The organism is Pseudobutyrivibrio ruminis HUN009, from assembly GCF_000703005.1.
GTDB lineage: Bacteria > Bacillota > Clostridia > Lachnospirales > Lachnospiraceae > Pseudobutyrivibrio > Pseudobutyrivibrio ruminis_A.
Map to the genome: position 1 here is coordinate 2,286,945 of NZ_JNLH01000001.1, position 17,518 is coordinate 2,304,462.

Annotated in this window: 14 protein-coding genes and 1 tRNA gene; 5 read left to right on the forward strand and 10 right to left on the reverse strand. The window is 39.0% G+C overall.

From position 1 onward, the window contains the following. Nucleotides 1–6 precede the first annotated feature (6 nt). The 8 genes from BO15_RS0110355 to BO15_RS0110390 all read right to left on the reverse strand — a co-directional run bounded on the left by BO15_RS0110355 (nt 7) and on the right by BO15_RS0110390 (nt 11,007). Nucleotides 7–1,188, reverse strand: coding sequence for an SPFH domain-containing protein (locus BO15_RS0110355; RefSeq protein WP_033154252.1), 1,182 nt, complete (start codon nt 1,186–1,188; stop codon nt 7–9). A gap of 93 nt (nt 1,189–1,281) precedes the next feature. After that, nucleotides 1,282–1,950 (reverse strand): UDP-N-acetylglucosamine pyrophosphorylase, encoded by a 669-nt coding sequence (locus BO15_RS0110360; RefSeq protein ID WP_033154253.1) that lies wholly within the window; start codon nt 1,948–1,950, stop codon nt 1,282–1,284. 24 nt (nt 1,951–1,974) lie between these two features. Continuing rightward, entirely contained in the window at nt 1,975–5,784 is a 3,810-nt protein-coding gene (locus BO15_RS0110365; RefSeq protein WP_081828638.1) for a DNA topoisomerase III, read from the reverse strand. Between the two features lie 87 nt (nt 5,785–5,871). Next, nucleotides 5,872–7,230, reverse strand: coding sequence for an ATP-binding protein (locus BO15_RS0110370; RefSeq protein ID WP_033154254.1), 1,359 nt, complete (start codon nt 7,228–7,230; stop codon nt 5,872–5,874). A 173-nt stretch (nt 7,231–7,403) separates the two neighbouring features. After that, nucleotides 7,404–8,489 carry an aspartate-semialdehyde dehydrogenase gene (gene asd, locus BO15_RS0110375; protein WP_033154255.1) on the reverse strand — a complete coding sequence of 362 codons (1,086 nt, stop codon included), beginning with the start codon at nt 8,487–8,489 and terminating at the stop codon, nt 7,404–7,406. Between the two features lie 127 nt (nt 8,490–8,616). Further along, entirely contained in the window at nt 8,617–10,017 is a 1,401-nt protein-coding gene (argH, locus tag BO15_RS0110380; RefSeq protein ID WP_033154256.1) for an argininosuccinate lyase, read from the reverse strand. 2 nt (nt 10,018–10,019) lie between these two features. After that, nucleotides 10,020–10,667 (reverse strand): epoxyqueuosine reductase QueH, encoded by a 648-nt coding sequence (locus BO15_RS0110385; RefSeq protein WP_033154257.1) that lies wholly within the window; start codon nt 10,665–10,667, stop codon nt 10,020–10,022. Beyond that, nucleotides 10,642–11,007, reverse strand: a complete 366-nt coding sequence (locus BO15_RS0110390; RefSeq protein ID WP_052169889.1) for a hypothetical protein — start codon at nt 11,005–11,007, stop codon at nt 10,642–10,644. The genes BO15_RS0110385 and BO15_RS0110390 overlap by 26 nt, the downstream gene beginning before the upstream one ends. Before the next feature lie 158 nt (nt 11,008–11,165). On the opposite strand from BO15_RS0110390, the gene BO15_RS0110395 reads away from it, so the two are divergent. The 5 genes from BO15_RS0110395 to BO15_RS0110415 all read left to right on the forward strand — a co-directional run bounded on the left by BO15_RS0110395 (nt 11,166) and on the right by BO15_RS0110415 (nt 15,038). Next, nucleotides 11,166–11,238 (forward strand) — tRNA-Thr (locus BO15_RS0110395). 63 nt (nt 11,239–11,301) lie between these two features. After that, complete coding sequence (locus BO15_RS0110400) at nt 11,302–12,369, forward strand: ABC transporter ATP-binding protein (protein ID WP_033154258.1); 1,068 nt, start codon at nt 11,302–11,304, stop codon at nt 12,367–12,369. Further along, the gene (locus BO15_RS0110405; protein WP_033154259.1) at nt 12,362–13,189 is read left to right on the forward strand and encodes an ABC transporter permease; all 828 of its coding nucleotides are present in this window, start codon (nt 12,362–12,364) and stop codon (nt 13,187–13,189) included. Before BO15_RS0110400 ends, BO15_RS0110405 begins: the two co-directional genes overlap by 8 nt. After that, entirely contained in the window at nt 13,186–13,974 is a 789-nt protein-coding gene (locus BO15_RS0110410) for an ABC transporter permease (RefSeq protein ID WP_033154260.1), read from the forward strand. Before BO15_RS0110405 ends, BO15_RS0110410 begins: the two co-directional genes overlap by 4 nt. Then, nucleotides 13,971–15,038 carry an ABC transporter substrate-binding protein gene (locus BO15_RS0110415; protein ID WP_033154261.1) on the forward strand — a complete coding sequence of 356 codons (1,068 nt, stop codon included), beginning with the start codon at nt 13,971–13,973 and terminating at the stop codon, nt 15,036–15,038. Before BO15_RS0110410 ends, BO15_RS0110415 begins: the two co-directional genes overlap by 4 nt. Here BO15_RS0110415 and BO15_RS0110420 read toward each other — a convergent pair. Further along, nucleotides 15,035–15,715 (reverse strand): DUF5688 family protein, encoded by a 681-nt coding sequence (locus BO15_RS0110420; protein ID WP_157752342.1) that lies wholly within the window; start codon nt 15,713–15,715, stop codon nt 15,035–15,037. The two genes, BO15_RS0110415 and BO15_RS0110420, sit on opposite strands and share 4 nt — an antisense overlap. A gap of 96 nt (nt 15,716–15,811) precedes the next feature. Further along, nucleotides 15,812–17,491 carry a DNA repair protein RecN gene (gene recN, locus BO15_RS0110425; RefSeq protein WP_033154263.1) on the reverse strand — a complete coding sequence of 560 codons (1,680 nt, stop codon included), beginning with the start codon at nt 17,489–17,491 and terminating at the stop codon, nt 15,812–15,814. Between the last annotated feature and the right edge of the window lie 27 nt (nt 17,492–17,518).

Sequence of the window (17,518 nt, forward strand, 5' to 3'; positions counted from 1 at the left end):
TCCTTCCTATGGTCTCTTAGTTCCGCAATTTACGCAGAAATTACCGTAGTTTTCATTGCCACAATTTGGGCAGAACCATCTGCCTGGCTGAGCTGCACCTGCATCCTGAGCTGGAGCTGTCTGAGGCTGGCCCATTTGTGGCTGTACTGGCTGACCTGGCTGTCCAGCAAACTGCTGACCAGCTGCCATACCTGCTGCTCCTGCATTTAATAAATCAGCTGCATTTGCACCACCTGCCTGCATTGCCATGTTCATACCAAAGAATCCCATAGCTGCGCCGTTTGCGTTGCCAGCTGCTGTCTTCATAGCCTCTGCCTGAGCCTGTACAAGTGTTGCACCTGCCATAGCCTGAGAACGAAGTGCACCAGACTTCTGAAGCTCTCTAAGTAAATCAGCATCCTTATCAGGAATAACTGTTGTAAGAATCTGAACAGATGTAATTGCAAGACCGTACTTATCTGTCCATTCCTGATCAAGCTCATCACTCATTGCCTCAGAGATTTCCTTTGTGTATGCAGGAATACCTGAAGGTCTAACGCCAAGAGCTGTAAGCTTGCCAAGCGCTGGCTGAAGGGCCTGGATAAATGTAGCACGAAGCTGATCCTGAATATCGTCAACTGTGTATTCGTTCTTTACGTTACCTGCAAGGTTAACATAAAGCTGAGTAGGATCAGATACTCTCATGCTGTAGTTACCGTTAAGCTTAAGAGTTGTATCTAAATCTAATCCAATGTTGTTATCAAGAATTCTGAAAGGAATTGGTGAAGGTGTACCAAACTTCAAACCAACAATATCCTTAGTGTTAACGAAATAAACTCTCTGTTGAACTGGTTTCTCACCACCGAAGGTAAATCTACGTCCGAATTCCTTAAATACATCAAGAAAGTCACCAGCAAAAATAGAAGCAGAACCATTATCTTCCCATTCATATGCACCTGCCTCTGCAGCAACATCAATAATTCTTCCGCTATCAACTAAAAGAGCACACTGACCTTCGTTTACAATAATTGCAGAGCCATGTGAAATAACATCAACATCCCCCTGAGTGTTTGTACCGCGGCCAGTCATCTTGTGAACAGCTCTTTTAACAAGTACATCTGATGCCATTGAATCAGATACGAATAATTCTTTCCACTGATTTGCAAGTTCACCAGACACTGAGCCTTTAACTGCTTGAATAAGTCCCATTTTTATAAATCCTCCCTAATAAAAATAATCTTTATTTAGTTTAACAAAAAAGACCCATTCTTTAAAGAACGGGTCTTAAAAAATTTAACTTTTTTAGTTTTTCTTAACGATGTTGTCCTGGCTCTTGAAAATGCTATCTGCCTCAACCACTCCTCTTACAGAAGAAAGTGGATAAACATTTGAACGAGGGCAAACTACTGTGCCAGGGTTGAGAACTGAGTTACATCCAACCTCTACATTGTCTCCAAGCATAGCTCCGAATTTCTTTAATCCTGTTTCAATTTTCTCTCCATCACGCGATTTTACAACAACAAGAGTCTTGTCCTGCTTTACATTTGATGTGATTGAACCAGCACCCATATGAGACTTGTAACCAAGAACTGAATCACCAACATAGTTGTAATGAGGTACCTGTACGTTATTAAAAAGAACAACATTTTTAAGCTCTGTAGAGTTACCAACTACACAGTTCTTTCCAACGATAGCTGAACCTCTAATAAAAGCGCACTGACGAACCTCAGCATCCTCATCAATGATAAGAGGTCCGTTTAGATATGCAGAATCAAAAACCTTAGCTGACTTAGCTACCCAAACATCCTCTCCTCTTTTCTCGAACTTCTCTGGATCAAGTGTTGGGCCAAGCTTTTTGATGAACTCAGAAATCTCTGGAAGAACCTCCCATGGATATTCCTTTCCATCAAACAAGTCTTTAGCGATAGTTTCGTCTAAATTATACATAGATTTAATTTTTGTCTGTTCCATAATGTTCCCTTTCTTATATGTAAATTACTTTGCATCTGAATAATTATCGAACTCAAACTCAGTTCTGCAATCGTCATTGAGCTTAAGTCTCGCATCAAAGAATAAACCTTTTTTACTTAAAAATCCAGATATAACATCAGTTTTCTTTTCCAGAATAAGCTTTCTGAATTGGTCCTCTGGAATATCAACACCAGCAACCTTGCCTACATAGAACTGACAGCTGTCTACGTTGTCCCTGATGTTGTTCTTACATCTGTAGCCAAAGTGATTCTTTAAAATAGGCTCGCCACATTTAGGACATTTCAAGCCTTCCATTACCTTTTCTTCGTCTTCGAAAACGAACTTTATTCCAGATACCTTACCAGTCTCATCTTTGTTCAAAGCAAGCTTAGCATCAAACTTTGTTCCCTTCTTAGACTTGAATCCGGATATTGTGGATGTGATACCATCCTTTAAAAGTTCTTTCACCTGAGCTTCTTTAAGCTTTACTCCAGCAATCTGTCCTATATTAAAGCCGCATGAATTCTCAGGATCATCCTTTTTGTAATTGCTGCATCCATAGCCAAACGGAGTAACAACAACTTTGCCACCACATACTGGACAAACTACATCCTTAATATCCTTTGCTTCTACATTATCAAAATCGAAGGTTACCTCTGATTTGCCTTCTTCGTTTTTCTTAAGGACAAGGCAGGCATCAAACTTCTTACCTGATTTGCCTTTGAAGCCACGAATAGTTTTGGTGTGTCCTTCTGTAAGAAGCTCTTTTACATCACCATCGCCAATCTTTTTAGAAGCAATCTCTCCTATAACAAAATTACATTTATTCTCTTTATCAAAGTATTTTTCGCAAGCAAAACCGAAGTTTGTCTTTATGATTTTATTGCCGCAATCAGGACAAACCACATCTGCCAAATAGTTAGGAGCTACATCATCGAAATCAAATACAAGCTCTGTACGACCTGTCTCTTCGTTCTTTTTAAGAACAAGCCTTGCATCAAACTTCTTTCCAGTCTTGCCCTTAAAGCCTCTAAGTGTATCTGACTTTCCCTCTTTAAGAATCTCAGTAACAACCTGGGCACTGATATTCTTGCCAGCGATTGTCTTTCCTATATAAAACTTACATGAATTTTCATCCTGTGCATTAAAATTAGCACAGCCATATCCACTAGGACGAACAAGAATATCTCCGCCACAATCAGGGCATTTAACATCTGGAAGCTTTTCCGCCTCAATTCCATCAAAGTTAAAGCTAAGTACCTTCTTGCCCTCTTCGTTTTCTTTTAATTGAATCTTGGCGCTGAACTTCTGATTAGTCTTTGACTTGAAACCAGTAAGCACATCAGTAATTCCATTATTAAGAAGTGTGGTAAGCTCCTCCAATGAAATCTTTCTGCCGGCGATTTCACCAACAGAGAAATAGCACTGATTTTCCTCCTGGAAACGATGCTCACATGCAAATCCATAACCAGTCTTTGCGATTCTTCCACCACAAACAGGACATTTCAAATCCTCAACATACTCAGTAGGTGTTTCAGAGAAATCAAAGCTAACGTTGAATTCACCATCTTCGTTTTTGCCTAGCTTAAGCACAGATTTGAAAGGCTTGTTAGATTTACTCTTAAATCCTTCTATTAAATCTGTCTTACCCTCAAGGATGAGCTTTCTAAATTGTTCCTCTGGCAAGTCTACTCCGGCAATCTGACCGATACTAAATCTACATTTAATTTCATCGTTAGTGTAGTTACTGCAGCCATATCCAAAGGATGTAGTGGTAAGCTCGCCGCCACAGGCCGGGCAATTAATTCCAAGAGGCTTTCTTGTAGCAAGGCCCTTTGAATCCTTACCAGTAAACTGATTAATATTAAGAGCAATAGTCTGAGTCAGGTCGGAATCTATCATGCTCTTTGTTTCAGTACGGATATAGTCCTCAAGCTCTTTACGGTAATCGTCGAACTCTACAGAACCATTAATAATCCCTTCCAAACCCTTTTCCCAGTTGGCAGTCTGCTCTGGCTTTAAAAGAGATGGCGCAGTCAAAAGAACTACCTCGTAAATCATCTCGCCAAGTCGCTCTGGCGTAATAACCTGAGTTTTGTTATTTTGATTGAGATATCCGATTCGAACCAGCTTTTCAAGTATTTCGCCTCGTGTAGCAGATGTTCCAATACCAGTAGTCTTAATCTGCTCTCGAAGCTCCTCGTCCTCAATAAGCTTTCCTGCATTTTCCATTGCAAGAATCAAGGAACCAGATGTATATCTCTTTGGAGGTGATGTCTTTCCCTCTTTTAATTCGAAGCCATTTGCATTGATGGAATCTCCAATATTGACCTGCTCTACAAATGCAGCAAACTTCTCCTTAGAAAAATCATCCTCTGCATCTTCGTTTTCATCATCAGATTCCCCTGCATCATCCTTTTTATTTTTAGGAATACCTGCGATTTCCAAATATCCAGGCTTCACCAATAATTTAGCGCCAGCGAAGAAGCTTTCAGAATCTATCTTTACGGTGATTTTTACATTTTTGTACTCTGCAGGTGGATAGAAAATAGAAAGAAAACGACGAACAATAAGCTCGTAAACCTTTTGACTAAGAGGTGAAAGGTTTTCTATTCCATTGCACTGACCGGTAGGAATAATCGCATAGTGATCAGTAACCTTGCTATCGTCTGTATAGCTGGTCTTTTCAATGCCGATGTATTTTCTATCTGCAAGAATCTCATGAACATACTTTGCAGTAGGTCCGTAAGATTGAAGCTTATTCAGATTTTTATTGATTTCCTTTGCAACTGCTGTTGTAAGGACTCTGGCGTCTGTACGAGGATAAGTGGTGTACTTCTTCTCGTAAAGCTCCTGAATAATATCAAGGGTTTGAGCCGGAGAAATCTTGAAGCGCTTTGAACACTCTGACTGAAGCTCAGCCAAGTTGAAAAGTAATGGTGCTTTCTTCTTAGAAATACCAGTTTCTTTATCAGAAACGAGCGCATCCTTGTTTGTTAAATCGTCAATTAACTTCTGCGCGCTATCCTTAGTTTTAAAGCCATTCCCTTTGTCACCATATAACAATGGCGATTCAAAATACTTGGAGCCATCGATAGCTTTCCACTCAGCAGGGAAATTAACATCTGAGAACTTACCAACCACTTTGAAGAATGGATCCTCGTTGAAATTTCTAATCTCTCTTTCTCTCTCAACTACCATACCAAGCACACAAGTCATAACTCGACCAATAGCAATTGCTGCATAGCTTGTAGTAGCTGCCGCATCGTTTATCAAACGGCCATATTTAACAGATAAAGCACGGGAAAAATTGATACCAAGACTGTAATCCTCGATGGTACGCATAATACCAGAAGCACCGAGCTTTGCATAATCGCTCATTGGCTTTGCTTCATTAATACCGCGGAGGATTTCATCATCAGTCTGTGAATCAATCCAAACACGAAGCTCTGTCATGCCATCACGAACTCCACCATAATTACGGATGTTTTCCTCGATTGTCTGTCCTTCTTTTCCAGAGTCACCTGCCCAATATACAGTATCAATATCCTCTCTGTGCAAAAGGCCATTAACTACTTTGTATTGGTCCTTTGCAGATTCAACAACACCGTACTTGTACTCAGTAGGCAAAAATGGCAAATCCTCAAGATTCCAGTTTTTATATTTAATGTCATACTCCTCTGGATAAACCATCTGAACCAAATGGCCATAGCACCAGCTAATGACATATTCATTATTCTCAATAAATCCGTTTTGATTTCCGGAAACCTTCAGCACTCTTGCAAAGTCTCTTGCAACAGATGGTTTCTCAGTGATAATCAATTTTTTGCCCAAACTTATAACTCCCTTGTAAAAAATTAATTTTAGTTTTAATAATTTAGAGCCCCTAGCCAAAGGCGAGGGGCTCTAAATATTATAACTTTATAGCTCCGTCATGTCCACCAACACAACAGATTTATTTTCTTTTGAAAGCTCAACTAATTTGTTATCAAACTTAGTTGCTGAGAAAAGGAAAATGGTGTTTGCAGTGATACGAGCCTGCTTCATAGAATCAAGCAGCTTTTCGTATGTTTCGTATCCCATAGTCTTCTCTGTCCAGTTGCAAATACCAACAACATTTTCTCTGTTAGAGCTTTGACCGATTACATCGATTGTTCCTTCTTTACCAAGCCATGTACCAATTTTTACAAGCTTGATTGGTAGCTGGCCTACCATATTTAATAGATGTAAATATTCACGACAAACATCCACGAAATAATTCTGTAAGTACTCATCCAAATATGGAGCAATGAACTTGTCATAGAAAGCTTCTGGTGTGTGTGAAATCAGCTCTGATAAATGAGGATATACAAATGTGAACCAGAAATTTATGTAAGGCTCAACAATTCTGTAGATACCCTTTTTTGTATTGTCCCATCCGCCTGTCTCAAAGGAAACAACCTTATCTATAACATCAAATGCCGCCAAGTTTTTCATATATACAGAAATCTTTGCTCTTGAATATCCTGTATCCTCAAACAAATCATTAAGCTTTTCATTGCCTGCCGCAATTGAACCTAAGATTGTGTTGTAACAAGATAATTCTCTAAGCTCTGAAGAAATGTATCCCTCAGCCTCTGAGTAAAGAAATCCTGTTGGAGATAATATATTTTCACAGACATTTGCCTTAATGCTCTTTTTACCATTCCATCTGTCCAGGTAATCAGAAACACCACCGATGATACCGTATGTGCTAACACACTGAGCAACAGTATAATTAGGAAATGCCCTTACAATATCAAGGAATGAATGATTCTCAAGCTTGATAGTCTCATCAATTTCATTAATAGAATTGCCAGCGAATTCTGCAAAAGTATTTTCAGACCATACAATTGAAGAACTAGCGATAATGATCATAATCTTGCCTGGATAAAGCTTTCTATTCTTTAAAGAAACAAGGCTTGCAAATAAGTCATTATTCTTTTTGATAGAAAACTGAGCTTCATCAATAATAAATACAAGCTTTGAGCCATCTTTAGATTTGAAGTTCTTGAAACACTCGTCAAAAGACTCAGATTCCATCTTTTTATCATAAGCAGATGCCATCTGATCATTAAGATACTTTAGCTGCTTGTTGTCTGAGCATTGACGGCTACGGTAATAAAGATAATCCTTGCCAGTTGTAAATTCATCTAGAACGGACTCACAGCCGCAGCCACGTCTGCCATATAAAAGCACAAGGTTGCTTTTATTCTCTTGGTAAATAGTTTCTAGCTTCTTAAGTTCGTTGGTTCGTGTCATATTATTCTCCCAAAAAAACGTCAATTCACTAAGTACGAGTACTATAATAACACAATTCACTTTAGCAGACTACACTAAAAAAGTATTTTATTTGAATTTAATTTATAAAATATATTTATATCACAAAAAAGGTAAGCACAATCTACTGTGCTTACCTTAAAATCGGGAATTTCTTATTTAGCTGTGATATAACCCTGTGCCTTAAGAAGCTCTGCACAAAGAACTGCACCACCTGCAGCACCACGTACTGTGTTGTGTGACAATCCAACGAACTTCCAATCGTAGATGCTATCCTCACGAATACGTCCAACAGAAACACCCATGCCGTTCTCATAGTCAACATCAAGTGATACCTGAGGTCTGTTATCCTCTTCCATGTATCTGATGAACTGCTTTGGTGCTGATGGAAGCTTAAGCTCCTGTGGAACGCCAGAGAAATTATTAATAGCATCGATAAGCTGCTGCTTTGTAGGCTGTTTCTTGAACTTAACAAATACAGCTGCTGTATGTCCGTTAAGAACTGGAACACGGATACACTGGCTAGTAATCTTTACATTATCAGCTGGAACGATAACACCGTCCTTGATTTCGCCCCAAATTCTAAGTGGCTCCTTCTCAGACTTCTCTTCTTCACCTGAGATAAATGGGATGATGTTGTGCTCCATCTCTGGCCAATCCTTAAATGTCTTTCCTGCACCTGAAATAGCCTGATATGTTGTAACAACTACCTCATATGGCTCAAATTCCTTCCAAGCTGTAAGAACTGGAGCATATGACTGAATTGAGCAGTTAGGCTTAACTGCGACGAATCCTCTAGTTGTACCAAGTCTCTGTCTCTGATACTTGATAACCTCCATGTGCTGAGGATTGATTTCTGGAACTACCATAGGTACATCTGGAGTCCATCTATGTGCTGAGTTGTTTGAAACTACTGGAGTCTCAGTTTTAGCGTAAGCTTCTTCGATTGCCTTGATTTCATCCTTAGACATATCAACTGCAGAGAATACGAAGTCTACTTCTTTAGCTACTTCTTCAACCTCATTAACGTTCTTTACAATGATGTCCTTTACAGCTGCAGGCATTGGAGTATCCATCTTCCATCTTCCACCCACTGCATCCTCATAACGCTGTCCCGCAGAACGTGGTGAAGCTGCAATAGTTGTAACCTCGAACCATGGATGATTCTCAAGTAGAGAAATAAATCTCTGACCAACCATACCAGTACCACCAAGAATTCCGACTCTTAATTTCTCGCTCATTTCAAACTTCTCCTTACTTTTGTATTTGTGTCGCGGACAAATGTCCGTCATTAGACTAGATTATAATCAAACTATATAATAAATGCAAGGAGAAATTAAACAAATTTAACAACTCCTTGCATAATTATTACTCAAAACTAAAATGTTCTGGAATATTCTTCATAAAATCCTTGCATAACTGAATTTCATCTAACATAACATCATGCCCTGGAGCGCCAACGGTAAGGCGCTTGTTTACGCAAGTCTCCATAGAAATCGCATCGAAGATATCTTCATCGAAAGCTTCAGAATAGCTTCTAAGCTCCTCCAAAGACATATCATCAATGGCAATCCCCTTATCGATGCAAGCCAAAACGATTTGACCAATGATTCCGTGTGCATCTCTGAAAGGCACGCCCTTATTTACAAGATAATCAGCTGCATCAGTGGCATTTGTAAAGCCGTTTCTAGCACTTTTTGCCATCACATCTTTGTTAAATTTGATTGTAGAAAGCATACCATCGAACAGAATTATGCAATCCTGCACTGTCTTCATAGCATCAAAGGACATCTCCTTGTCCTCCTGCATGTCTTTATTGTAAGCAAGAGGTATGCCCTTCATTGTAGTAAGCAGTGACATCAAAGCACCATACACACGACCAGTCTTTCCACGTACAAGCTCTGCAATATCAGGATTCTTCTTCTGTGGCATAATAGAGCTTCCTGTAGAGAAGGCATCATCGATTTCGATAAATCTGTATTCATTACTGTTCCAGATGATGATTTCCTCGGAAAAACGAGAAAGATGCATCTGGATAATACAAAGTGCTGATAAGAACTCAATAAGATAATCTCTATCGGAAACACCGTCCATTGAATTCAATGTAGGAATCTCAAAGCCAAGAAGCTTTGCTGTCATATCTCTATCTAAAGGATATGTGGTTCCAGCCAAGGCGCCAGAGCCCAATGGACAAGTGTACATTGATGAGTTGATGAAAGCCAAGCGCATAACATCTCTCTTAAACATTTCGAAGTAGGCTCCCATATGATGGGCAACTGTAATAGGCTGAGCCTTTTGAAGATGTGTGAAGCCTGGCATGATGGTGTCGATGTTTTCTTCCATGATGCCAAGAATTGTATTTAACAGGTGTTCCAAAGCTTTGGCTGTAGAGTTGACCTGCTCTCTTGTGTAGAGCTTCATATCAAGAGCAACCTGGTCATTTCTGGAACGTCCAGTATGGAGCTTCTTTCCAGCATCTCCGATTCTATCAATCAGATTTGCTTCAACAAAGCTGTGTACGTCCTCATACTCAGATGTTATCTGAAGTGCACCAGACTTAACATCAGCTTCGATTCCATCAAGACCAGCAAGAATCTGATTTTTCTCATCATCTGTGATAACTCCAACAGATGCCAACATAGTAACATGTGCTCTGCTGCCTCTTACATCCTGCTCGAAAAGCTTTTTATCAAAATTGATAGAAGCATTGAAATCGTAAACAATTTGATCTGTAGCCTTGGTGAATCTTCCACCCCATAACTGCGCCATAACTAATCCTCCATACTTGCCTGTTGTTTCTGTAACTGTCTGTCTCTATAAGAATAGACACATCCGCAGTAATCCTGCCTATACATGTCGTATTCCTTTGAAAGCTCAGTGCTTCGCTTATACCCTTCCCTCTTTTTAAAATCACTTGGAAGCCAAGGTATTTCTAGTTCTTCGGCGATTTTCATGCCGATTTCATTAAGCACCTGGGAATCTTTCATTGGTGATATTGTAAGCGTTGTTGTGAAAAAGTCAAAGCCTTTTTCTTTTGCAACCATCGCAGTACGTCTCAAACGAAGATCATAACACTTGTGGCATCTAGCACCTTTTTCCGGCTCATTTTCAAGACCCTTTGCTATTTCGTAGAAGCTGTCTTTATCGTAATCTCCCTCAATAAAAGCAACCGGATGCTTGGTTGGAAATTCGTTGATAAAGCGTTGCTGTTCCTTTACACGATGATAATACTCATCATCAGGATAAATATTAGGATTGTAGTAAAATACAGTAACATTGAAATACTGAGACAAGTACTCTATACAGTAGCTACTACATGGACCACAACAGCTATGTAACAATAAAGAAGGCACTCGGCCTTCTTTTTCTAAGTTCTCTATTAATTTATCTAGCTTATTTTGATAATTTTGACGAATCATAACTTGACCAAATATATAAAAAAACAATTGCAAATATATAAACACATGCCATAAGGATCATGAAAGGAACCTGAGATGCCATGATGCCGCAGACAATCTGAGCAATGATGACAAGTCCATGAATCCAAATAGGAATTTTATTAAGGCAGGCAGCAAGTGCAGCCTCCAAAATAACCATCACGCATGCCACTACTACATTAATCTTAAATGCAACGAGTGAAACTACGATAGCAACGATTGCGAAAATTCCAAGGGCTATAAGTGTAATTAAAGGAAGATTTTCTTTTGTGAAGAACTCCTTAATGTTAAATGCAGGTAAATTTTTCTTTTTTGTTTCCATTTTAAATCCCCACTAATAATAAATTTTGGTACAAGTGTCATTATAATAAAACATATTGATTTTCTCAACATTTTAATTGAGTTTTTAATTGATTTTTTCCAACCGTTATATTACACTTAATCTCGCATGGATTAAGGCTATATAGGCTTTTTTCATAAGCTCCGATAGCTCAGTTGGTAGAGCACCTCACTCGTAATGAGGGGGTCGTCAGTTCGAGTCTGATTCGGAGCTTTTATTTTACCTACATTACTATGGGTAAAGTAAATGTTATGAATGTATAAGGAGGATGATTAATTGGAATTTATTCAATTCGATCACGTATCAAAAAGCTACGGTAAGCAGCTAGTTCTTGATGAGCTAGACCTCTCCGTTAAGGAGAACTCTTTTGTTACTCTTTTAGGTCCATCCGGCTGCGGTAAGACAACCACTCTTCGTCTTTTAGGTGGTTTTGAAAAGCCTGATTCAGGTAAGATTTATTTAAATGGTAATGATATTACTGCACTTCCTGCAAACCTTCGTCCAATCAACACGGTTTTCCAGAAGTACGCACTATTCCCTCACATGACAATTGAGGAAAACATTGCCTTCGGATTGAAAATCCAAAAGAAATCAAAAGAATATATCGACGACAAAATCAAGTATGCATTAAAGCTTGTTAACCTTGATGGATTTGAAAATCGTTCAATTGATTCTCTTTCTGGTGGTCAGCAACAACGTATTGCCATTGCACGAGCTATCGTTAACGAACCAAAGGTTCTTCTATTAGATGAGCCACTTGGTGCTCTCGATTTAAAGCTTCGTCAGAGCATGCAGTACGAGCTTATGAAAATCAAGCAAGAGCTTGGTATTACATTCATATATGTAACTCATGACCAGGAAGAAGCCCTTACCATGTCAGACACAATTGTTGTCATGAACCAGGGCTACATCCAGCAGATTGGTACTCCAGAGGACATCTACAACGAGCCTGAAAACGCTTTCGTTGCCGATTTCATTGGAGAAAGCAATATTATAGAAGGAATCATGATTAAGGATGAGCTTGTTTCATTCCTTGGGGTTCAGGTTCCATGTGTTGATAAGGGATTCGGTACTATGAAGCCTGTAGACGTTGTTATTCGTCCAGAGGATGTTGAGCTTGGCAAGCCAGGCGAAGGTTTCATGGACGGTGTCATTACCGACTGCTTATTCAAGGGTGTTCACTACGAATTAGATGTTCAGTGTGGCCAGTATGAATGGTTAGTACACACCACAAAGTACTTCGAAATTGGTCAGCACGTTTCACTAAACGTTATTCCATTCAACATTCAGATTATGAACAAACCTGAATCAGAGGACGAGGAGGTACTTAAGGAGGATGATTAATAAGCTACGCACTAGCTTTCTCGCCATGCCTTATGCAATATGGGTGTTGATTTGCACCATCCTTCCTTTGTTTTACATCCTTGGCTATGCCATCACAAATGGCGATGGAGGCTTAACAATTGAAAACCTTACAGCTATAGCAGATCCAGTTCATTTAAAATCACTCGGTCTGTCTATTCAGGTTGCCTTTATCACTACTGTTATCTGCCTTATTATGGCTTACCCAGTAGCTTTGATACTTCACAACCTTAAAATCACAAATAAAGGATTTATTGTATTTTTGTTTATCCTTCCAATGTGGATGAATTTCATGCTTCGTATCCTTGCTTGGCAGAATATTCTTTCCAACAACGGTATTTTAAACAGCATACTTACAGCACTTGGTCTTCCAACAGTGCACATCCTTTATACAAAAGCCGCTGTTATCCTTGGTATGGTATATGACTTTTTGCCATACATGATACTTCCTATTTACAACTCACTTTCAAAAATCAGTGACGATGTAATTGAAGCAGCTGCGGACCTTGGTTCAAACTGGCTAAACACATTTATTAAAATAACTATCCCTCTTTCAAGAGATGGAATTATATCTGGAATTATTATGGTATTCGTACCTGCCCTCTCATCTTTCGTTGTTTCCAACTTACTTGGTGGAGGAAAGGTATTATTAATCGGAAATGTTATTGAGCAAGAATTTACTCTCGCTAGAAACTGGAATTTAGGATCTGGATTATCAATCATCCTTATGCTATTCGTTCTTGCTTCAATGAGCATCATGAACAAGCTCGATGATTCCGAGAATGGAGGTATGCTTCTATGAAAAAAATCAAAAAAGGCGCCTCTACTTTATACTTAGCATTAATATTCCTATTTTTATATGCACCAATACTTGTTCTCATAGTTTTATCATTCAATAATTCTATGTCACGAACAGTATGGGGAGGATTCACCATCCAATGGTACCTCAATCTTCCTTCCAACGACACTATCATGGATGCTTTGTTCACTACACTCAAGATAACACTTTCATCAAGCATCCTTGCTACAATCCTTGGTACATCTGCAGCTATCGGTATCAACCGCATGAAAAAGCGCCATGCCGCTATAATGCTTGGAGCAACAAACATTCCACTCTTAAATGCAGATATCGTTACAGGTATTTCACTTATGCTTCTGTTTACACGATTCTCATCACTTGGAGAGTTTTCAGTTGTACTTGCTCATATAGCATTTTCAGTGCCATACGTCATTTTCAATGTATTGCCAAAGCTTCAGTCTATGTCTGATGCTTGCTATGAAGCTGCTATGGATTTAGGTGCTACACCTTGGTACGCATTTTACAAGGTAATATGGCCAGAGATTTTTCCTGGCGTGCTTTCAGGATTTTTAATGGCATTTACAATGTCACTTGATGATTTCACAATCACATACTTTACAAAGGGAGCCGGAGTCAACACCCTTTCAACTATGCTTTACACAGAGCTTAGAAAAGGTATTCAGCCAGAGCTTTACGCACTTTCAACTCTCCTCTTCCTTTTAGCATTCATGATGCTTATTGCTACAAACTTTAAAGGTTCTAAAAAGGAGGTATCAGCTAGACGATGAAGAAAAAGCTTATTATTATCTGTAGCCTCCTGTGTCTCACTTTTACTAGTTGCTTTTCATTCACAGCTTGTGGTAATGATGCAGCCAGCGACGACACATTAGTTGTTTTAAATTACGGAAAATATATCGAGGCCGATGTTTTAAAGCGTTTCCAGAAGGAAACCGGCATCACTGTAAAATACGAAGAATACGAATCAGTTGAGGATATGTACGCTAAATACAAAGCAGGCTCAATCAATTACGATGTAATCTGTACTTCCGATTACATGATTGAAACACTTCGTAAGGAAGGTGAGCTAATCCCAATCGATTACAACTCACTTCAGTATTACGAAAACATTGACCCAACCATTATCGAAGCATCAGAAGCCTTCGACCCTACTCACAAATACACCGTTCCTTACTTCTACGGCACAGTAGGTATTCTTTACAACACTGAAAAGGTTGATGAAGAAACAGTTAGCAGTTGGAACTGCCTTTGGGACCCAGCCTACAAAAATCAAATCGTTATGATTAACTCACAGCGTGATGCATTTATGGTTCCACTGAAGTTGCTCCAGTACAATATCAACACTACTAGCAAGGCAGAGCTTGATGAAGCATTCGACATGCTTTGTGACGAAAAGCAGTATGTTTACGCTTATCTAATGGATGAAACATACGAATGCATGGTTTCAGAAGATGCTGCCATGGCTGTATGCTACTCTGGCGAAGCTGCTATGGGTATGGAGTACAATGACAAGCTTGCTTACACCGTTCCAAAAGAAGGTGGCAACCTTTGGATTGATTCATGGTTTGTTCCTCGTACATGTAAGCACTACGATGCGGCAATGAAATGGATTGATTTTATGTGTGAGGAAGAGGCAGCCACAGAAAACTTTGAATATGTTTGGTATGCTACCCCTAATCTCACTGTAGCCGACAACGAAGACGCTGAAACACTTGCAGACGAAACAGTATTCCCTACAAAGGAAACACTTGCTCGATGCGATTTGTACAACGCCTACGATGACGAAACATTGGACTATACCACTACTCTTTGGAAAAAGCTCAAGGCATATTAAATTATGCAAATAGCATTGTTCTTTAAAGAATAATAATACAAACTGTCAGATAGAATATCTTCTTCAGGAACTTCATTTTGATTAACCATCGAAATCATTTCCTTAAGATCATCGATTCCTATCTGGCAGTTTTTCATTTCTCTATAAATCAAAACCTCATGAATAGAACATGGAATTATGAAAAGATTCGATTTCATTCTTTCAGCGATATCTTTGATTACATCCTTATACAAAATAGCTGATGCTCCGTATGTTCCCAAACGATTAGATAATACCTGAAGCGGAATAAAACCATCCTCTATAGCTGCAGCATCATACATATCTTCTGCTCCAGTAATTTCTGCTATTGTAGAAAATATTCCCTGAAACTTCAAACCAAGAATACGCTGAGTATTAGCACTTGCCGCATTCATCAAATCTGTCACGCTAAGATCAAGCATAAGCATGTGCTCATTATTAAGCATGAACCCCTTGAATTCATCCTCATTGTCACTAGGAAATAAATAATAGAACACAATGGCCAAATCCAGATATTCAACGTGAGGCACTTTCTCTAAAAGCTTCTTATTCCTCTCCTTGTTCATAAGCTTGTATATAATACGAGTTTTTGCCTCCTCAAGGTCTTTAAACATAAGGGCAAAATCAATTCTATCTATATGTAATTTTTCAGTAATCATAATAATATGATATAAAAAGTATTGGGATTTATATAAAGAAAAAATGATCCGCATGTTGCCATGCGGATATTAATATATCAAGATTCAATTTTAAAATCAAGCTTTATTTTTATAGCTATTAGCTAATTCCTTCATTTCTCTGGCATTTGTAAGAACCGCATCTGTAATTGCACTACCGCCAAGCATTCTTGCAAGCTCCTGGATTGTATCATCGTCGTAAAGCTTTTTAATACCTGAAATTGTATGACCCTGCTCTACATTCTTTTCAATTAGGAAGTGAGTATCTGCCATAGCAGCAATCTGAGGTAAATGTGTGATACAAATAACCTGATGCTTATCTGCTACAGTAGAAAGCTTTTCTGATACTGCCTGTGCAGTTCTACCAGAAATACCAGCATCAATCTCATCAAAAATAAGAGTATCGATTCCGCCACCTGAAGCAAGAACAGTCTTAATTGCAAGCATAATACGGCTCATTTCACCGCCTGAAGCAATATCCTTAAGTGGACGAAGTGGTTCACCTGGGTTTGTGCAAATCATAAACTCACCACTATCAAAACCATCTGCTGTGTAGTGATCAAGCTTTGTAAGATGCATTTCGAATTCAGAATTAAGGAAGTTCAAATCGCTCATTGCTTCCTGCATCTTTTTAGAAAGTTCTGTTGCACACTTTCTGCGAATATCAGAAAGCTTCTGACATAAATCATCAAGCTCTTTTGTAGCAACATCCACCTTGTGCTTTAATTCTGCCAAGTACTCATCAAAGGATTCGAATTTAGCCTTCTTTTCCTGACGAGCAGCAAGTTCCTGTAAAACAGCTTCGATTGTGGAACCGTATTTGTCCTTGAGCCTGTTGATTTCATTAAGACGAAGCTCTACTTCGTTGAATCTGCCAGCATCAAAAGATGCGTCAGACATGTAGCTTGAAAGCTCTCTGTTGAAATCTGAAATAATGCTATCAGCGTCGTTGAGCATAGAAAGGAATTCTGATGCTCTGTCATCGATAGATTCTATATATCGTATATCCGATATTGCAGAACTGATGGCATCAGAAACACCGCCATCTCCTGCCATAGCTTCATGAGCTCTACCAAAATATTCCATGGTGCGGCTAAAGTTCGAAAGACGCTTGTATTCATCCTCAAGCTCTTCATCCTCACCTATTTTTAAATTAGCAGACTCAATTTCGTTTATTTCATGCTCCAAAAGAACAATTTCTCTTTCCTTTGAAACATCACTTTGCTTTGCTTCTTCAAGCTCTGCTGTAAGTGTTTTATAATTCTTGTAAGATTCAGCGATTTTATCCTTTAAATCGCCAATTTCATTTTTAGCAAACTCATCTAAAAGCTCCATGTGGCGCTTTGTATTAAGAAGTGACTGATGTTCCTTCTGTCCGTAGATATCAAGTAACAACGCCCCAACTTCTTTCATCTTTGCAGCTGGAACCTGCTCGCCATTAATCTTTCCAACGGCGCGAGATTCAGTGATTCTTCTAGACATAATCACTTCGTCATCGTATGGCTCCACTCCCATTTCTCTCAGAGCTTCCTTTGTACTTTCATCATTGATAAGGTATACAGCTTCCACAAATGCCTCAGAATCAGCATCTCTAAGAAAATCCTTAGATGCCTTGTCTCCAAGACTTAAATGAAGTGCTCCCAAAATGATAGATTTACCTGCTCCGGTTTCTCCCGATAAGATATTAAGCCCCTTAGAAAAAATAATCTCCTCTTCATCAATAAGGGCTAAGTTTTTAACGTGCAAACTAGCTAGCATTTAATTCTCCTTTTCTATGCCCGCGTT

What these genes read in the sequence shown, in the direction of transcription:
- BO15_RS0110355 (WP_033154252.1), bottom strand. Translation starts at nt 1,188, where the DNA reads ATGGGACTTATTCAAGCAGTTAAAGGCTCAGTGTCTGGTGAACTTGCA.
- BO15_RS0110390 (WP_052169889.1), bottom strand. Translation starts at nt 11,007, where the DNA reads ATGGAAACAAAAAAGAAAAATTTACCTGCATTTAACATTAAGGAGTTC.
- recN (WP_033154263.1), bottom strand. Translation starts at nt 17,491, where the DNA reads ATGCTAGCTAGTTTGCACGTTAAAAACTTAGCCCTTATTGATGAAGAG.
- argH (WP_033154256.1), bottom strand. Translation starts at nt 10,017, where the DNA reads ATGGCGCAGTTATGGGGTGGAAGATTCACCAAGGCTACAGATCAAATT.
- BO15_RS0110360 (WP_033154253.1), bottom strand. Translation starts at nt 1,950, where the DNA reads ATGGAACAGACAAAAATTAAATCTATGTATAATTTAGACGAAACTATC.
- BO15_RS0110370 (WP_033154254.1), bottom strand. Translation starts at nt 7,230, where the DNA reads ATGACACGAACCAACGAACTTAAGAAGCTAGAAACTATTTACCAAGAG.
- asd (WP_033154255.1), bottom strand. Translation starts at nt 8,489, where the DNA reads ATGAGCGAGAAATTAAGAGTCGGAATTCTTGGTGGTACTGGTATGGTT.
- BO15_RS0110410 (WP_033154260.1), top strand. Translation starts at nt 13,186, where the DNA reads ATGAAAAAAATCAAAAAAGGCGCCTCTACTTTATACTTAGCATTAATA.
- BO15_RS0110415 (WP_033154261.1), top strand. Translation starts at nt 13,971, where the DNA reads ATGAAGAAAAAGCTTATTATTATCTGTAGCCTCCTGTGTCTCACTTTT.
- BO15_RS0110405 (WP_033154259.1), top strand. Translation starts at nt 12,362, where the DNA reads ATGATTAATAAGCTACGCACTAGCTTTCTCGCCATGCCTTATGCAATA.
- BO15_RS0110420 (WP_157752342.1), bottom strand. Translation starts at nt 15,715, where the DNA reads ATGATTACTGAAAAATTACATATAGATAGAATTGATTTTGCCCTTATG.
- BO15_RS0110385 (WP_033154257.1), bottom strand. Translation starts at nt 10,667, where the DNA reads ATGATTCGTCAAAATTATCAAAATAAGCTAGATAAATTAATAGAGAAC.